Below are 16,231 nucleotides of genomic sequence, written 5' to 3' on the forward strand. Positions count from 1 at the left end.
GGCAGCGCCGGCGCGGTCGGTGGCGCCGATGCGGTCGGCAGCGCCGGCGCGGTCGGTGGCGCCGATGCGGTCGGCAGCGCCGGCGCGATCGGTGGCGCCGATGCGGTCGGCAGCGCCGGCGCGATCGGTGACGCCGATGCGGTCGGCAGCGGCGGCGCCGTCGGTGACGCCGGCGCGGTCGGTGGCGCCGATCCGGGCGGTAGCGCCGGCGCCGTCGGTGGTGCCGATCCGGGCGGCGGGAACCTCGGGCGGGGTTCGGGCGGTACGCACGATGACGGAGATCCAGGGGGGAACGGCAGGGGGGTGCGTGACTCCGCGGTGGCGCTGCTGGAGATGGCGGCGGTGCGCACCGTGGAGCGGAGAGCCGGGCAGCGGCTCAATAGGGGCGAGTCGCTGCCCGTCGCTCCCCGGGAGGACCGGCCGGTCGTGTCGCGGGCGGCGGCCGACCGGCTGGCCCGCATCCTGGGCGGCGAGCTGCCCCGGCTGCTGCCGGAGTGGCTGGCCGCGGCGGCGGGGGCGGGGTTGCGGCTGCCGGCGTACCTGCTGCCCGAGGTGCTCGACCGGGCGGCCCGCGACCGGTCGCTGCGGTCCCATGCGGGGGCGCTGGCCGGGCAGCGCGGGCGGTGGCTGGCGCGCGTCGGCGCCGCGCAGTGGGCGTACCTGCTGGAGGAGCCGACCGGCGACGGCGAGACCTGGCAGCTCGGCACGCCCGGCGACCGGCGCGAGCTGATGCGGCGGATGCGCCGCGACGATCCCGGCGCGGCTCGCGAGATGCTGGCCGGCACCTGGGAGAAGGAGACCCCCGACGATCGGGCGGCCTTCCTCGCCGCCTTCGGCGAAGGGCTGTCGATGGACGACGAGGAGTTCCTGGAGGCCGCGCTCGACGACCGGCGCCGCGAGGTGCGGCAGTGCGCGGCCGACCTGCTGACGAGGCTGCCGGAGTCGCGGCTGGCGCGCCGCATGGTGGCGCGGGCCGGGCAGTGCCTGCGCCCGGCGGACACCGGCCCCGGCTCCGATTCCGATTCCGGCTCCGGCTCCGGCTCCGGCTCCGACTCCGGCTTCGGCTTCGGCTTCGGCTTCGGCTCCGGCTCCGGCTCCGGTTCCGCTTCCGGCGACTCCGGTTCCGCTTCCCGCCCCGGCTCCGATTCCGCCCGCCCCGGCTTCGCTTCCGGCCCCGGTCCCGGCTTCGCTTCCGGCCCCGGCTCCGGCTTCGCTTCCCGCCCCGGCTCCGGGCCCGCTTCCCGCCCTGGCCCCGGGCCCGCTTCCCGCCCCGGCTCCGGCTCCGGTGCGGTCGAAAGGGGGCCGGTGCGCAGGGTCGTGGTCGAGCCGCCTTCGGCGTGTGACGCCGCGGCGCAGCGCGACGGCGTGCGCCCGACGCCGCCGCGGGGGACCGGGGAGAAGGGGTGGTGGCTGCAGCAGATCGTGGCGCGCACGCCGCTGACGTACTGGACGGAGCTGTTCGGCGCGGAGCCGGATGCCATCGTGCGCATGGACTTCGGCGACTGGCAGCGCGAGGTCCGGGGCGGGTGGGTCCGGGCCGCCGTGCTCCAGCGCGACCCGGCGTGGGCGCGGGCGCTGTTCGCCTGGGACCCGCTGGCCGAGCTGCTGGCCGCGCTGCCCGCTGGCGAGCGGGAGGAGCTGGCGGCCGGGTTCGTCCGCGAGCAGGCCGTTGACGGGCAGATGATCATGGTGCTGGGCGGTGCCGAGGCCCCGTGGGGCCCGGTGCTGACCCGTGCGGTGCTGGCGAAGATCGTCGAGGTGGCGGGCGAGCAGCCGTGGAATGTGGACGAGCTGGCCAGGCTGGTCGCCGAGCGGGCCGATCCCGGCCTGCACGCCGCCGCCGAACGGTTGTCGTCCGAGCCGTCCGTCCAGGCGATCGCCGCCGTCCTCCGTTTCCGTAGCGACATGTTGAAGGAGCTCTCTTGACCAACGTCCTGCGTCCTCACGCGGAGGATCAGTACGCGGAGGAGCTGGCGATCCTCGCCAAGTCCGACGACCGTCCCCGGCCGCCGGGCTGGCGACTGTCGCCGTGGGCGGTGACCACCTACATCCTGGGCGACGGCGACCAGATCACCCCCAAGTACATCGGACCGCGCCGGATCGTGGAGGTCGCGGTGGCCACGCTCGCCACCGACCGGGCGCTGCTCCTGCTCGGCGTGCCCGGCACCGCCAAGACCTGGCTGTCGGAGCACCTGGCCGCGGCGGTGAGCGGCGACTCGACCCTGCTCGTCCAGGGCACGGCGGGCACGGCCGAGGAGGCGATCCGCTACGGCTGGAACTACGCGCGGCTGCTCGCCGAGGGGCCGTCGCGGGCGGCGCTCACGCCCAGCCCGGTGATGCGCGCGATGGCCGAGGGGCGGATCGCCCGGGTCGAGGAGCTGACGCGCATGCCGTCCGACGTACAGGACGCCCTGATCACCGTCCTGTCGGAGAAGACGCTGCCGATCCCCGAGCTGAACGAGGAGGTCCAGGCACAGCGCGGCTTCAACGTCATCGCCACCGCCAACGACCGCGACCGGGGCGTCAACGAGCTGTCCAGCGCGCTGCGCCGTCGGTTCAACACCGTGGTGTTGCCCGTCCCGGCCACTGCCGAGGAGGAGGTGGAGATCGTCTCCCGCCGGGTCGCCCAGCTCGGCCGGGCGCTCGACCTGCCCGAGACGGTGACCGGGCTGGAGGAGATCCGGCGTGTGGTCACCGTGTTCCGCGAGCTGCGCTCGGGGGTGACCGAGGACGGGCGGACAAAGGTGAAGTCCCCCAGCGGCACCCTGTCCACCGCCGAGGCGATCTCAGTGCTCACCGGCGGGATCGCGCTGGCCGCCCACTTCGGCGACGCGGTGCTGCGCCCCGCCGACGTGGCGGCCGGCATCCTCGGCGCGGTCGTGCAGGACCCCGTCTCCGACCGCGTGGTGTGGCGGGAGTACCTCGAAACCGTGGTCCGCGAGCGCGAGGGCTGGCGCGACTTCTACCGGGCCTGCCGCGATGCCGAGTGACAGGGGGCGGGTGCGGGGGCGGCTGCCGGCGCCCGCTGGGGACACGCGGCGGTCGCCGGTTGCGGGGGCCGACGGGGGTGCGGGGTGGTCGCCGGTTACGGGAGGTGGGCTTCGGTGAGGGGTGCCGTGGGCGGGCGGGTCAGTGTGCTGGGGGTGCGGCACCACGGGCCCGGGTCGGCGCGTGCGGTGCGGGCCGAGCTGGAACGGCTCGCGCCCGATATCGTGCTGATCGAGGGGCCGCCCGAGGCGGACGCGCTGGTGGCGCTGGCCGGCTCCGGTGACATGGAGCCGCCGGTCGCGCTGCTCGCGCACGTGCCGGGGGAGCCCGCACGATCCGCCTTCTGGCCGTTCGCCACGTTCTCGCCCGAGTGGCAGGCCATCCAGTACGCCCTGCGCGCCGGCGTACCGGTGCGCTTCTGCGACCTTCCCGCGGCCGTCACCCTGGCCGGACAGCACCATGACGCGGACGCCGAGCCTGAGGGCGGGGATGCGGGCATGGGTGCGGATACGGGCATGGGTGCGGATGCGGGCAAGGGCGGGGATGCCGGTGAGGGCGTGAACGCCGGCGAGGGCGGCAATGCGGGCGGCGGCGGGGATGCGCGGGAGCGGGAGGACGGGCTGCGTGTCGATCCCCTCGCCGTGCTCGCCGAGGCGGCCGGATACGACGACCCGGAGCGGTGGTGGGAGGACGTCATCGAGCACCGCGGCGCCGAGACCGAGACCGAGACCGAGACCGGGACCGGGACCGGGACCGGGGCCGGGGCCGGGGCCGGCACTGGGACGGACATGCGGGCTCGGGCGGGCGCTGGCACTGGGGCGGACATCCGTGCTCGGGAGGGCACGGGCGCTCCAGCGGAGGTGCGTGCCGGGGCGGGCGGGGGTGCTTCGGCGGAGGTGCGTGTCGGGGCGGGCGGGGGTGCTTCGGCGGAGGTGCGTGTCGGGGCGGGCGGGGGTGCTTCGGCGGAGGTGCGTGTCGGGACGGGCACAGGCGCTCCGGCGGGCATGCGTTCCGGTGCCGACATGGATGCCCGTACGGTCACCGGTGCCGCAGTGGGCATAGGTGCCGGGGTGGGCGGGGGCGGGGTGTTCGAGGCTGTCGCGGAGGCCATCGCGGCCGTCCGGGAGGGGTACACGCCGGGCCTGGGCGAGGCGCGGCGGGAGGCGTACATGCGGCGTGTCCTGCGGCGGGCGCTCAAGGACGGGTTCCAGAGGGTCGCGGTGGTGTGCGGGGCGTGGCACGTGCCCGCGCTGACCGGGCTTCCCGCCGTCGGTGCCGACGATCGGCTGCTGCGGGGGCTGCCGAAGGTCAAGGTCGAGATGACCTGGGTGCCGTGGACGTACGGCAGGCTGGCGTCCTGGAGCGGGTACGGCGCGGGGGTGACCTCGCCGGGCTGGTATCACCATCTGTTCGCGGCGCCCGACCGGCCGGTGGAGCGGTGGCTGGCCGATGCGGCGGGGGTGCTGCGCGAGGAGGGGCTGGCCGTCTCGCCGGCGCACGTCATCGAGTCCGTACGCCTGGCGCGCAGCCTGGCGGCCCTGCGCGGGCGGCCGCTGGCCGGGCTGGCGGAGGTCACCGAGGCGGCCAGGGCGGTGCTGTGCGAGGGCGACGACCTGCCCGTGGAGCTGATACAACGGCGCATGGTCGTGGGCGAGCGGCTGGGCCGGGTGCCCGAGGACACCCCGATGGTCCCGCTCCAGCGGCACCTGCGCGAGGAGCAGCGCAGGCTGAAGCTCAAGCCCGAGGCGCTGGAGCGCGACCTCGATCTCGACCTGCGCAAGCCGCTCGACCTGGGGCGCAGCCACCTGCTGCACAGGCTGCGGCTGCTCGGCGTCCGGTGGGGCACGCCGCGCGAGGCGCAGGGCAAGGGGACCTTCCGCGAGTCGTGGCGGCTGGCCTGGAGTCCGGAGTTCGACGTGGCGCTGATCGAGGCCGGCGCGTGGGGCACCACCGTGCCGGCCGCGGCCACGGCGCAGGTGCTGGCGCTGGCGCGGGACGCCGGGGCCATCGCGGAGCTGACCGGGCTGGTGGAGCGGTGCCTGCTCGCCGACCTGCCTATGGCGCTGCCGGGCGTGCTCCGGGCTCTGTCCGACCGGGCGGCGCTCGACCCCGACGTCACCCACCTGATGGCGGCGCTGCCCGCCATGGCGCGGGCGCGCCGCTACGGCGACGTGCGCGGCACTCCGGCCGCCGGGCTGGACGCGATCGTGAGCTCGATGCTCGCCCGCGTGTGCGCCGGGCTCTCGCCCGCGATGACCGGGCTCGACGACGACGCGGCCCGCGAGCTGCTCGGTCACGTGGACGGCGTGCACGCGGCGACCTCGCTGCTCGACGCGGGCTCGCGCGCGGAGTGGCTGGCCGCGCTGCGCGGCGTCGCCGGCCGACGTGATCTGCACGGGCTGGTCGCGGGCCGGCTGACCCGCATCCTGCTCGACGCGGGCGAGCTGGCCTCGGAGGAGGCGGCGTCCCGGATGTCCCTGGCCACCTCGGCCGGGCACCCGCCCGCGCGGGTCGCCGCCTGGGTGGAGGGGTTCCTGTCCGGCGACGGGTTGTTGCTGGTGCACGACCCGAGGCTGCTCGGCCTGGTGGACGGGTGGCTGGCCGGGCTCGCCCCGGAGGCGTTCGTGGACGTGCTGCCCCTGCTGCGGCGCACCTTCGGCACCTTCGAGGCGCCGGAACGCCGGGCCATCGGCCGCCGGGTGCGCGCACAGGGCGGCCGGCGCGCCGAGGAACCCGAGGCGGAGATCGACGAGACGCGCGCGGCCCCGGCCGTGCGTACGGTCCTGACAATCCTGGGGAGGGCGCGGTGAGTGCTGAGGCCGAGGAGCGGCTGCGCCGGTGGCGGCTGGTGCTGGGCGGGGACGCCGACGGCACCGGGTGCGCGCTGTCCGGGGCCGATGCGGCGATGGACGGGGCGCTGGCCGCGCTCTACGGCGGTGGCGAGGGCGGCGACGACGGGGGCGGGTCCGCGCGGGCGAACCGCTCCGGCGGGCTGGGCGGGTCGGCGCCGCGGGTGGCGCGGTGGCTGGGGGACATCCGCACGTACTTCCCGAGTTCGGTCGTGCAGGTGATGCAGCGGGACGCGATCGAGCGGCTGAACCTCACCCGGCTGCTGCTCGAACCCGAGATGCTGGAGGCCGTCGAGCCCGACGTGCACCTCGTGGGCACCCTGCTCGCGCTGAACCGGGTGATGCCGGAGCAGGCCAGGGAGTCGGCGCGGGCGGTGGTGCGCACGGTGGTGGCGGAGCTGGAGCGGCGGCTGGCGCAGCGTACACGGGCCGCGGTCACGGGGGCGCTGGACCGCTCGGCGCGCACCCACCGGCCGCGCCGGGCCGCGGAGATCGACTGGGATCGGACCATCCGCGCCAATCTGCGGAACTACCTGCCCGAGCGCGAGACCGTGGTGCCCGACCGGCTGGTCGGCTACGCGCGGCGGCAGCGGGCGGTGCAGCGGGAGGTCGTGCTGTGCGTGGACCAGAGCGGGTCGATGGCGGCGTCGGTGGTGTACTCGGGCGTGTTCGGCGCGGTGCTGGCCTCGATGCGGTCGCTGAAGACCTCGCTGGTGGTGTTCGACACCGCCGTGGTGGATCTCACCCCGCAGCTCCACGACCCGGTGGAGGTGCTGTTCGGCACCCAGCTCGGCGGGGGCACCGACATCAACCGGGCCGTCGCGTACTGCCAGGAGCTGATCACCCGGCCCGCCGACTCGATTCTCATCCTGATCAGCGACCTGTACGAGGGCGGGGTCAGGGAGGAGATGCTGCGCCGGGTGGCGGCGTTGACGGCGGCGGGCGTACAGGTGATCGTGCTGCTGGCGCTGTCGGATGAGGGGGCGCCGTCGTACGACAGGGAGAACGCCGCCGCACTGGCCGCCCTGGGCGTGCCCGCCTTCGCGTGCACGCCCGACATGTTCCCCGATCTGATGGCCGCGGCGATCGAGCGGCGCGACGTCGCCCGCTGGGCGGAGCAGGCGACCGCGTCCGCCTGAGCGCGGCCGGTCAGACGCGTACCGGCTCCTTGTCCGCGACGGGGGTCTGCTCGGGGCGGGCCTTCAGCGGCAGCAGGAAGGCCAGCGCGAAGGTGAGCACGAGCATGCCGCTCACGATGGCGATCGTGAGGCGCGCGGCGTCCTCGAAGCTCCAGCCGCTGTCCAGCAGGTTGAAGAACACGGTGCCGAGCACGGCGATGCCGAGCGCGCCGCCGAGCTGCTGGATGGCGGTGAGGGTGCCGGAGGCGGAGCCCGACTCGTGCGGCTCGACGCCGGCGAGCACGATGTCGAAGAACGGCGCCATCGACAGGCCCATGCCGAGCCCGGCCACGCCCAGCGCCGGGGCGAGCTGCCAGATCGTGACGGCGGGGCCCGTCAGGGTGAGCGTGAGCGCCAGCCCGGCCACGCCCGCGGCCATGACCAGCGCGCCGATGTGGATGAGCACCCGGCCGAGCCGCTGGGCCAGGCCGGCGCCCGCGGCCACGAAGCCGATCACGCCGCCGATCGCGTGCGGCAGCGAGGCCAGGCCGGCGTGCAGCGGGTCGTACCCCAGGCCGAGCTGGGCGTAGAGCGTGAAGACCAGCGAGAAGCCGATCAGGGCGGAGAAGAACACCAGCCCGGCGAGCAGGCCGCCGGTGAAGGCACGCTTGCGGAACAGGCTGGGCACCACGAGCGGGTCGCCGCCGCGGCGCTGCTTGCGCGCCTCGAACCAGGCGAAGCAGGCGAAGACCACCGGCGAGGCGGCGATCGAGACGAAGGTCCAGGCGGGCCAGTCCAGCTCGTGACCCTGTACGAGCGGGAAGATGAGCAGGAACGCGCCGAGCGAGACCAGCCCGACGCCGGGCAGGTCGAGCCGGGCGGCGTGCGAGGAGCGCGACTCGGGCAGGAAGCGGATCGCGCCCGCCAGCGCGAGCAGTCCGACCGGCAGGTTGATCAGGAAGATCATCCGCCAGCCCGTGCCGAAGAAGTCGGCCTCCACCAGCCAGCCGGCCAGCACCGGCCCGCCGACCGAGGACAGGCCCATGATCGGGCCGAACGCGCCGAAGGCGGCGGCCATCTCCTTGGGCGGGAACATCTCCTTGATGAGGCCGAGGCCCTGCGGCAGCATCACGGCCCCGAACAGGCCCTGGAGCACGCGGGCGCCGATCAGCATCTCGGGCGAGCCGGCCACCCCGCACAGCAGCGAGGACGCGGTGAACCCGGCGGCGCCGATCAGGAACATGCGCTTGCGGCCGTACAGGTCGCCCAGGCGCCCGCCGGTGATCAGGCCGACGGCCATGGCGGTGGTGTAGCCGGCGCCGAGCCACTGGACCAGGCTGGCCGACCCGCCGAGCTCCTTCTGGATGGTGGGGCCGGCGACGTTGGTGACCAGCGCGTCGAGGAGGTCCATGACCTCGGCGGCGAGGATCACGGCCAGCGCGATCCAGCGCCACCGGTACGGCGGCGCCTCCAGGCCGGGGGTGGGGGTCATCGCGGTTGTCCTTCCGGTTAACGGTGTTCGACTAACGAACGGTGTTCGTAGACAAACACCGTTCTATGGCCGAACAGTGTTCGTGTCAAGTACAGTGTTCGTAACCCGAAGGACCGGAGGCCGAATGGACACCGACGCCGACTCCCTGCCGATCCCGCCGTGGCGTACGCCGCGCAAGCAGGTCAGCCGGCGGGAGCCGCTCAGCCAGGACGTGATCGTGGACACGGGCCTGCGCATCGTGGACGCCGAGGGGCTCGACGCGCTGAGCATGCGCCGCGTCGCCCAGGTGCTGGGCACCGGCCCCGCATCCCTGTACGCCCACGTGGCCAACAAGGAGGAACTGCTCGCGCTGATCTACGACCGGGTGCTCGGCGAGATCGAGCTGCCCGAACGGCCCGACCCCGAGCGCTGGGTGGACCAGATGCGGGCCATCGCGCTGGCCTCGTACGAGGTGTTCCGGGCGCACAAGGACGTGGCCAAGGTCGGCCTGGCCGCCGTCCCCACCGGGCCGAACGCGCTGCGGATCGCCGAGGCGCAGTTCTCCATCATGATCGCGGGCGGGGTGCCGCCCCGGCTGGCGGGGTGGATGATGGACCGGCTCGGGCTCTACGTCGCGGCCGACGCGTACGAGGGCACCCTGTACCAGGGCAGGCACACGGGCGACACGCCGCAGGAGGCCGCGGAGAACTTCCGGGCCTACTTCCAGGGCATCGCCGACTACTATCGCAGCCTGCCCCGCGACCGGTTCCCGGCCATCGTCGACCACGTGGACGATCTGATCAGCGGCGACGGCGAGGTGCGGTTCCGCTTCGGGCTGGACCTGTTGCTGGCCGGTCTGGAGGCCATGGTCCGGCGGTGAGCCGAACCTGTTTACGGAGAATGTTTATCTTCGTCAGGGCCGCGTAGAAAGTTAAAGTATGCGGACTCTTCCGACCGCGCGGGGCAGGCTGCCCGAGCTGGCCACGGCGGACCTGCCCGAGCCGCAGCCTCTGGCGCGAGTGCTCGGCCCCGGTGTGGTCGCGGCGGCGATCGGGCTCGCCTCCGGCGAGTTCGTGCTGTGGCCCTACATCTCGGCCAACGTCGGCCTGGTCTTCCTGTGGGGCGCGTTCGTCGGCGTGGTGTTCCAGTTCTTCATCAACATGGAGATCGAGCGGTACACCCTGGCCACCGGCGAGACCGCGCTCACCGGCTTCAACCGGCTGTGGCGCCACTGGGGGCTGGTCTTCGTCGTGCTCGCCACGCTGGCCAACATGTGGCCGGGGTGGGCGACCAGCTCGGCGACCGTGCTCACGTACGCCATCGGGCGGGGCGACCCGGTGGTGCTGGCCATCGTCGAGCTGGTGCTGATCGGCGTGATCCTGACCGTGGCGCCGGTCGTCTACCACTGGGTCGAGCGCATCGAGTTCGTGAAGGTGGGCGCGGTGATCCTGCTGGTCGCCGGCGCCGTGGTGTTCGCGTTCAGCGCCGAGCGCGGTCCCGGGCTGGCGCAGGCCGTGACCGCCCCCAGGCTCCCGCTCGAACTCGGCGCCGCGCTGATCCTGGGCGCCCTGGCCTTCGCGGGCGCGGGCGGGGCGCAGAACCTGGTGCAGAGCAACTGGATCAGGGACAAAGGGCTCGGCATGGGCGGGCGCATGCCCAAGCTGATGTCGCCGGTCACCGGTCAGCCCAGCGCCGTGCCCTCGACCGGCTTCGTCTTCCCGCCGAACGAGGAGAACCTGCGGCGCTGGCGCGCCTGGTGGAAGGTCGCCAACATCGAGCAGCTCGTCTCGTTCGTGCTGATCACCGTGGTCACGATCACCGCCACCTCGATGCTGGCCTACTCCTCGGTCTTCGGCGGCGCGGTCGAGAACAACGTGAGCTTCCTGCGGGTCGAGGGCGACGTGCTGAACGACACCACCGGCTGGTTCGGCACGTTCTTCTGGATCATCGGAGCGTACTCGCTGTTCGCCGCGGCCCTCGGCATCCTGGACTACATGGGCCGCCTGGTGTCCGACACGCTCAAGGTGACCTACTTCGCACGCGCCACCTGGTGGAGCGAGGCCAGGCTGTACGTCGCGGTGGTGTGGCTGCTGATCACGATCGGCTGCGTGGTGCTGCTGGCCGGGTTCGACCAGCCGCTGGTGCTGCTGGTGATCTCCGCCGTGGTCGGCGGGTTCATGATGTTCGTCTACTCCGGCCTGCTGATGATCCTCAACCGGCGCGGCCTGCCCAAGCCGATCGAGCTGCGCGGCTGGCGGCTCGGGGTGCTGGGGCTGGTCTTCCTGTTCTTCGGCTTCTTCTCGGTGCTGACGATCATCGACCAGATCGGCAAGCTGGCGGGCTGACCGGCTGAGAGCATGACCGGGTGACCGGGACCATCGTCCGAGACCGGTTTCGGTCCATGGTCGGATGCCTATCCGGACAGATCGCCCATAAGGTTCGATCATGTCTGTGACCGTCCTCTCCCCGGCGACGACGCCCGGGGTCTTCGGCAGGCGCCACCGCGCGCTGAGCATCGGCCTGACCGCGCTGATCGCGCTGGTGGCCTTCGAGTACCTGGCGGTGGCGACCGCGATGCCGGTCGTCGGGCGGGAACTCGACGGGATGGCGCTGTACGCGCTGGCGTTCAGCGGCTCCCTCGCCACCAGCCTGTTCGCCAACGTCCTCGGCGGCCGGTGGAGCGACACCCGCGGTCCGCTCGCCCCGCTGTGGACGGGGGTCGGCGCCTTCGCGGGCGGCCTGGTCATCTCCGGCGTCGCGCCGACCATGGACGTGTTCATCGCCGGCAGGTTCGTCCAGGGACTCGGCGGCGGCCTGTTCACCGTCGCCATTTACGTCGTGATCGCCCGCGCCTATCCGCCGGAGGCGCACCCCAAGGTGTTCTCCCTCACCTCGGCCGCGTGGGTGGTGCCGTCCATGGTCGGCCCGGCCATCACCGGCGCCGTCACCGAGAGCGTGGGCTGGCGCTGGGTGTTCCTGGCGGTGCCGGTCCTCGCCGCGCCCGCCGCCCTGCTGCTCTGGCGCGGCCTGGCCGCGACCGGTGGCGTAGGCGGGCCCGGCGCCAAAGACGGGCAGGACGCACAGGGCGGGCAGGACGCACAGGGCGTACAGAACGCACAGGACGCACAGGGCGTGAAGGACGAAGCGGACGGGGCCGCCGCGCGTACGCCGATCGGGGTCAAGCTCGCGGCGGCGACCGCCGCAGCCGTCGGCGCGGCCATGATGCAGTACGGCGGCGGCCTGCGCGGCCCCGGCGGGATCGCGCTGCTCGCCGCGGGCTTCGCGCTGCTGGCCCTGACCCTGCCCCGGCTGCTGCCGCCCGGCACCCTGCTCGCCGCGCGCGGCCTGGCCACCGTGATCGCGCTGCGCGGTCTCGCGGCCGGCGGCTTCCTCGCGGCCGAGGTGCTGGTGCCGCGGATGCTGGTGGGCACGCGCGGGCTGGAGGCCACCGAGGCGGGCCTGGTGCTCACCGGCGGCGCCCTGACCTGGTCGCTGGCCTCCTGGATCGTCGGCCGCCGCGCCTATGACCGGGTACGGGTGCTGCGCCTAGGCACCGCGCTGATCGCCGCCGGCGTCACGCTGGTCGCGCTCACCGTCTTCCAGCAGATCCCGGTCGCGGCGGCGTTCGCGGCCTGGGTGATCACCGGCTTCGGCATCGGCATGGTGTACCCGACGCTGTCGGTGCTGGTCCTCGAACTGTCCAGCCCCGAGGAGAAGGGCGAGAACAGCGCGGCCCTGGGCGTCGGCGAGTCGGTGTACTCGGTGGTCGCCGTGGCGGTCACCGGAGCCGCGCTGGCCGCGCTCGGCGACACCGCGACGGTGCTCGCGGCGTGCTTCGCGGTGCCGGTCCTGATGGCCCTGACCGGCGTGCTCACCGCCGGACGCGTCCGCCGCTGACCGGGGCCCCGTCCCCCGGGCGATCGCCGCGTTTGGGTTTTGCCGGACGCAGAGGGCACCATGGAACGCGAGGAACGTCCATCATCTGGGGGAACATTGCCGCGTGTCCGCGAGATCGAGGTCTTCAGGCTCGCCCTGCCCTACGGCAGGCGGCCCGAGAGCATCCTCGTGCGGCTGACCGACTACGGCGGCATGACGGGCTGGGGCGAGGTCGTCGAGGTGCCCTGCCTGGACAAGGCGTGGTCCATGCTGGAGGAGACCCTGGCGCCGGCCCTGCTCGGCCTCGACTGGGAGCACCCCGACGAGCTGCCGCCCGCCGCCGGCGGCACGGCCGGTGACATGGCCTGCTGGGACCTGTGGGCGCGGATGAGCGGGGTGCCGCTGTCCCACGCGCTCGGCGGCACGCGCACCAGCCTGATGGCCACGGTGCGCATCGGGGCCGACCGCTCGCTGGAGAGCCTGGTGGCGCGGGTCAACCGGCAGGTGTGCGGCGGCTACGCGCACGTCACGCTGGACGTGCACCCCGGCTGGGACGTCGAGCCGGTGCGGGCCGTGCGCAACGCCTACCCGGGCCTGGCCATCTCGGTGGACGCCCACGGCGCCTACACCGGCGCCGAGCAGCTCGTCGCGCTCGACGCGTACGACATCGAGGTGATCGAGCGGCCGTTCGCCGACTCGGACGTGGTCGGCCACGCCGAGCTGCAGGACCAGGTGGCCGCGGCGGTCGCGGTCGAGACCGGCTCCGAGGGCCGGCTGATGGAGTACATCGAGGCCGGCGCGGCGCGGGCCATGCTGCTGCGCCCGTCCGCCTTCGCCACCCTGGCCGAGGTGCGCCGCGCGCACGACCGGGCCGTGTCCGCCGGCTGGGACATCCTGTGCGCGGGCGGCCAGGGCACCGGCCTGGCCCGCGCGGCGGCGGTCGCGGTGGCCAGCATGCCGGGCTGCACCCTGCCGTGCGACGTCACCCAGCCGCCGCGCAACGCCCAGATCGTCGAGCCGCCGGTCGGCGCGTCGGGCGGCGTCATCGCCGTGCCGCTCACCCAGCCCGGCCTCGGCCACACCGTGGACGAGTCGCGCCTGCGCCGCCTGGCCAAGGAGTCCTTCAGCGCCTGACGGCGCGGCTCAGCACCCCTCGGTGAGCCCGGTGGCGAAGCCGCTGTCGCCGTTCTGCGTGGGCTTGGGGGTCTTGGCGGCCTTGGGCCTGCTCTTGGCCTTGCCCGTGGCCGACGCGGTGGGCGTGGGCACCGGGGACGCCGAGGTGGTGGCGGTGATCGGGGCGCCCGCCTTCTCCGAGGCCGCGATGGCCTTCGCGGCGACCGTGCGGATCTTGGCCCAGTCGGGGTAGCCGGTGTTGATCAGCGGCGGCACGAACTGCACGCTGGTGACCCTGGCCTTCTGCACCTTCAGCGCGAGCGGCACCAGGTGCTCCAGCAGCGGGCGCGGGATGTCGGTGCGCAGCAGCGTCTTGGTGGCCGCCGCCACCCGGTTGAAGTTGGTCAGCACGGTCGCCGGGTCGGCCTGCTCCAGCAGCGCGCCGAGCACGCAGCGCTGGCGGCGCATCCGGGTGTAGTCGTCGCTGTAGGTGCGGGAGCGGGCGAACCACATCGCGTCGGCGCCCTTGAGCCGGCGCGTGCCCGCCTTGACCAGGCCCTCGTTGTACTTGCCGAACACCACGTCCCGGTCCACGTGGATCACCACGCCGCCGATGGCGTCGATCAGCCGGGCGAAACCCCACATGTTGACCAGGGCGTAGTAGTCCACCTTCAGGTTGAGCGTGTAGCCGATCGTCTCCTTGAGCGTCTTGGCGCCCTGGTTCTTCTTGCCGCCGAAGATCTCAGGATGGCTGTCGGCGTACTGCCAGACCGCGAACAGCAGGTCGGAGCGCCCGCCGCCCGGGTCGGGCGGCAGCCGGAAGCCGTTGGGGAACTGCGCGCGCATGGGGGAGCCGGGCGGGAAGCGCACGTTCTCCAGGTTGCGCGGCAGGCTGAACAGCACGGTGTTGCCGGTCTCGACGTCCACGCTGGCCAGGTTGATGCTGTCGGTCCGCACGCCGGGCCGGTGGTCGTCGGCGTCGCCGCCGAGCAGCAGGATGTTCACCCGTTTCTGGCCGTTCCACGGGTCCTCGGGCTTGATCGGCTGCGCCTGGGTCTGGTCGGGGGTGTCGAACACGTGATCCAGGAGATCGTCGGAGGTCGAGACGTACTGGGTGACCAGGCCGAAGGGCAGGATCGCCGCCACCGCCACCAGGCCCGCCGTGATGCCGGCCGCGATCTGCCCCTTCGTGGGCAGCAGCCCGGGACGCAGCACCACGAACGAGTGCACGACCACCGCGAACCAGCCCAGGCCGACCACCATGGTGGCGATCATGATGGTGTTCAGCCAGGCCGCGCTGGTGAGCCGCCCGAGCAGCGACGCGAAGTCGGCCGACAGCGCCAGGACCACCGCGCCGACCACCAGCAGGGCGTACACGCCGAGGAGTGCGTAGCCGGTGCGCCGCCACCCCGCGCGCAGGTGGGCCGAGCCGGGGACGAACGCCGAGAGCAAAGTCCAGCCGATGACCGCGCCAACTCCGGGCGTGGCTGATCTCCCTCGCACCCCTTGAGCCCCGTTCCCCTCGTCCCGGCCCGCCACGGCAGGCGTTGAGGAGGGATCGTAGACCCGATCACCCTGCCCGCAGGCGACGCAGACGTGAACTCCCCGGGAACACAATTCATCACAGACGGGCTCAAAGCGACTGGAATAAGATTCGGTCATGGCTTTCACGGAGATCGACTACGACGTGTCGCACGATGCGACCGGAGTGGCGGGCGTGGCCGCTGTGGCGACAATCACATTGAACCCTCCGGAGCGGCTGAACGCCTTCACCCCGGCGATGCGCGGCGAGTTGGTGGAGGCGGCGTACCGAGGCTTCCCCCTGAAGGTCCCGGACCGGCCCGTCAACCCCTGCGGGCTAGGGTGACCGCCATGCGCGACTTCCTCGGGCCCGAGTACGCCGCCAGAGTGCTCCCGATGGGGGAGGACCACGAGGGCGAGGTCATCGCCACGCTGGTCAGCCGCCCCGCCCCCGAGCCGTCCAGCCGGGCGGTCCTGTACATCCACGGCTTCACCGACTACTTCTTCCAGACCCACCTGGCCGACCACTTCGTCGCCCAGGGCGTCAACTTCTACGCCCTCGACCTGCGCAAGTACGGCCGGTCGCTGCTCCCGCACCAGACCCCCGGCGTCGTACGCAGCCTCACCGACCACTTCCCCGAGATCGACGAGGCGGTCCGGATCATCCGCGAGGAGGACGGCAACGAGAGCCTCACCGTCAACGCCCACTCCACCGGCGGCCTGATCGCGGCGCTGTGGGCCGACCGGGTGCGCGGCAAGGGGCGCGTGCAGGGCCTGATGCTGAACAGCCCGTTCCTGGACCTCAACGTCCCGGCGTACCTGCGCACCACCGCCGACCTGCTGCGCAACGTGCTCGGCCGCGCCTCCGCCCGCGCCGTACTCCCCCTCGGCATCGCCACGGCGTACGGCAGCAGCATCCACCGCGACCACAACGGCGAGTGGTCCTACGACCTGGAGTTGAAGCCGCTGGCCGGGTTCCCGGTGCACGCCGTGTGGCTGGCCGCCGTCCGCCGCGCCCAGCGCCGCCTGCACGCCGGGCTCGCCGTGGACGTGCCGGTGCTCGTCCTCACCGCCGAGAAGGGCCTGCGCGTACGCGACTTCGTCCCCGCCGCGCACGAGGCCGACGTCGTGCTCGACCCCGAGCACATGGCCAAGTGGGCGACCAGGATCGGCGGCCACGTCACCTGCATCCGCGTACCGGGCGGCATGCACGACCTGGTGCTGTCGGGCGAGACCGCCCGCAAGCGCGTCTTCGCCGAGATGGACCGCTGGATGCGCTGCTACCAGCAGTGAGG

At 73.5% G+C, this 16,231-nt stretch carries 12 protein-coding genes and 1 pseudogene; 10 read left to right on the forward strand and 3 right to left on the reverse strand.

All coding sequences use genetic code 11. The annotated features are described in order from the left end of the window. Positions 1–270 (reverse strand): annotated as a pseudogene (locus HNP84_RS04200) (hypothetical protein); the annotation flags it as partial. Between the two features lie 33 nt (positions 271–303). Here HNP84_RS04200 and HNP84_RS52550 point away from each other — a divergent pair. The 4 genes from HNP84_RS52550 to HNP84_RS04220 all read left to right on the forward strand — a co-directional run bounded on the left by HNP84_RS52550 (position 304) and on the right by HNP84_RS04220 (position 6,976). Next, positions 304–1,926 (forward strand): DUF5691 domain-containing protein, encoded by a 1,623-nt coding sequence (locus tag HNP84_RS52550; RefSeq protein ID WP_185048009.1) that lies wholly within the window; start codon positions 304–306, stop codon positions 1,924–1,926. Further along, positions 1,923–2,990, forward strand: coding sequence for an ATP-binding protein (locus HNP84_RS04210; RefSeq protein ID WP_185048010.1), 1,068 nt, complete (start codon positions 1,923–1,925; stop codon positions 2,988–2,990). The genes HNP84_RS52550 and HNP84_RS04210 overlap by 4 nt, the downstream gene beginning before the upstream one ends. A 114-nt stretch (positions 2,991–3,104) precedes the next feature. Continuing rightward, complete coding sequence (locus tag HNP84_RS04215; RefSeq protein WP_185048011.1) at positions 3,105–5,798, forward strand: DUF5682 family protein; 2,694 nt, start codon at positions 3,105–3,107, stop codon at positions 5,796–5,798. Further along, positions 5,795–6,976 carry a VWA domain-containing protein gene (locus tag HNP84_RS04220; protein ID WP_185048012.1) on the forward strand — a complete coding sequence of 394 codons (1,182 nt, stop codon included), beginning with the start codon at positions 5,795–5,797 and terminating at the stop codon, positions 6,974–6,976. The genes HNP84_RS04215 and HNP84_RS04220 overlap by 4 nt, the downstream gene beginning before the upstream one ends. A 10-nt stretch (positions 6,977–6,986) precedes the next feature. Here the strand turns inward: HNP84_RS04220 and HNP84_RS04225 are convergent, their stop codons facing one another. Next, entirely contained in the window at positions 6,987–8,447 is a 1,461-nt protein-coding gene (locus HNP84_RS04225) for an MFS transporter (protein WP_185048013.1), read from the reverse strand. A 124-nt stretch (positions 8,448–8,571) separates the two neighbouring features. Here HNP84_RS04225 and HNP84_RS04230 point away from each other — a divergent pair, with 124 nt between their 5' ends. The 4 genes from HNP84_RS04230 to HNP84_RS04245 all read left to right on the forward strand — a co-directional run bounded on the left by HNP84_RS04230 (position 8,572) and on the right by HNP84_RS04245 (position 13,436). After that, positions 8,572–9,306 (forward strand): TetR/AcrR family transcriptional regulator, encoded by a 735-nt coding sequence (locus HNP84_RS04230; protein WP_185048014.1) that lies wholly within the window; start codon positions 8,572–8,574, stop codon positions 9,304–9,306. 58 nt (positions 9,307–9,364) lie between these two features. After that, entirely contained in the window at positions 9,365–10,771 is a 1,407-nt protein-coding gene (locus tag HNP84_RS04235) for an Nramp family divalent metal transporter (RefSeq protein WP_185048015.1), read from the forward strand. A gap of 100 nt (positions 10,772–10,871) precedes the next feature. Then, positions 10,872–12,323 (forward strand): MFS transporter, encoded by a 1,452-nt coding sequence (locus tag HNP84_RS04240; RefSeq protein ID WP_185048016.1) that lies wholly within the window; start codon positions 10,872–10,874, stop codon positions 12,321–12,323. Positions 12,324–12,419: 96 nt separating this feature from the next. Further along, positions 12,420–13,436: an enolase C-terminal domain-like protein gene (locus HNP84_RS04245; RefSeq protein ID WP_185048017.1), complete on the forward strand. Its 1,017-nt coding sequence runs from the start codon at positions 12,420–12,422 to the stop codon at positions 13,434–13,436. A 9-nt stretch (positions 13,437–13,445) separates the two neighbouring features. Here the strand turns inward: HNP84_RS04245 and HNP84_RS04250 are convergent, their stop codons facing one another. Then, positions 13,446–14,918, reverse strand: a complete 1,473-nt coding sequence (locus HNP84_RS04250) for an LCP family protein (RefSeq protein WP_312923686.1) — start codon at positions 14,916–14,918, stop codon at positions 13,446–13,448. Positions 14,919–15,075: 157 nt separating this feature from the next. Here HNP84_RS04250 and HNP84_RS04255 point away from each other — a divergent pair, with 157 nt between their 5' ends. Then, positions 15,076–15,282, forward strand: a complete 207-nt coding sequence (locus HNP84_RS04255) for a hypothetical protein (protein ID WP_185048019.1) — start codon at positions 15,076–15,078, stop codon at positions 15,280–15,282. A 5-nt stretch (positions 15,283–15,287) separates the two neighbouring features. Next, complete coding sequence (locus HNP84_RS04260; RefSeq protein ID WP_185048020.1) at positions 15,288–16,229, forward strand: alpha/beta hydrolase; 942 nt, start codon at positions 15,288–15,290, stop codon at positions 16,227–16,229. The last annotated feature ends 2 nt before the right edge of the window (positions 16,230–16,231 follow it).

Origin of the sequence: Thermocatellispora tengchongensis (assembly GCF_014202315.1) — a bacterium.
Lineage (GTDB): Bacteria > Actinomycetota > Actinomycetes > Streptosporangiales > Streptosporangiaceae > Thermocatellispora > Thermocatellispora tengchongensis.

What these genes read in the sequence shown, in the direction of transcription:
- HNP84_RS04225 (WP_185048013.1), bottom strand. Translation starts at nt 8,447, where the DNA reads ATGACCCCCACCCCCGGCCTGGAGGCGCCGCCGTACCGGTGGCGCTGG.
- HNP84_RS04230 (WP_185048014.1), top strand. Translation starts at nt 8,572, where the DNA reads ATGGACACCGACGCCGACTCCCTGCCGATCCCGCCGTGGCGTACGCCG.
- HNP84_RS04235 (WP_185048015.1), top strand. Translation starts at nt 9,365, where the DNA reads ATGCGGACTCTTCCGACCGCGCGGGGCAGGCTGCCCGAGCTGGCCACG.
- HNP84_RS04240 (WP_185048016.1), top strand. Translation starts at nt 10,872, where the DNA reads ATGTCTGTGACCGTCCTCTCCCCGGCGACGACGCCCGGGGTCTTCGGC.
- HNP84_RS04255 (WP_185048019.1), top strand. Translation starts at nt 15,076, where the DNA reads ATGGCTTTCACGGAGATCGACTACGACGTGTCGCACGATGCGACCGGA.
- HNP84_RS04260 (WP_185048020.1), top strand. Translation starts at nt 15,288, where the DNA reads ATGCGCGACTTCCTCGGGCCCGAGTACGCCGCCAGAGTGCTCCCGATG.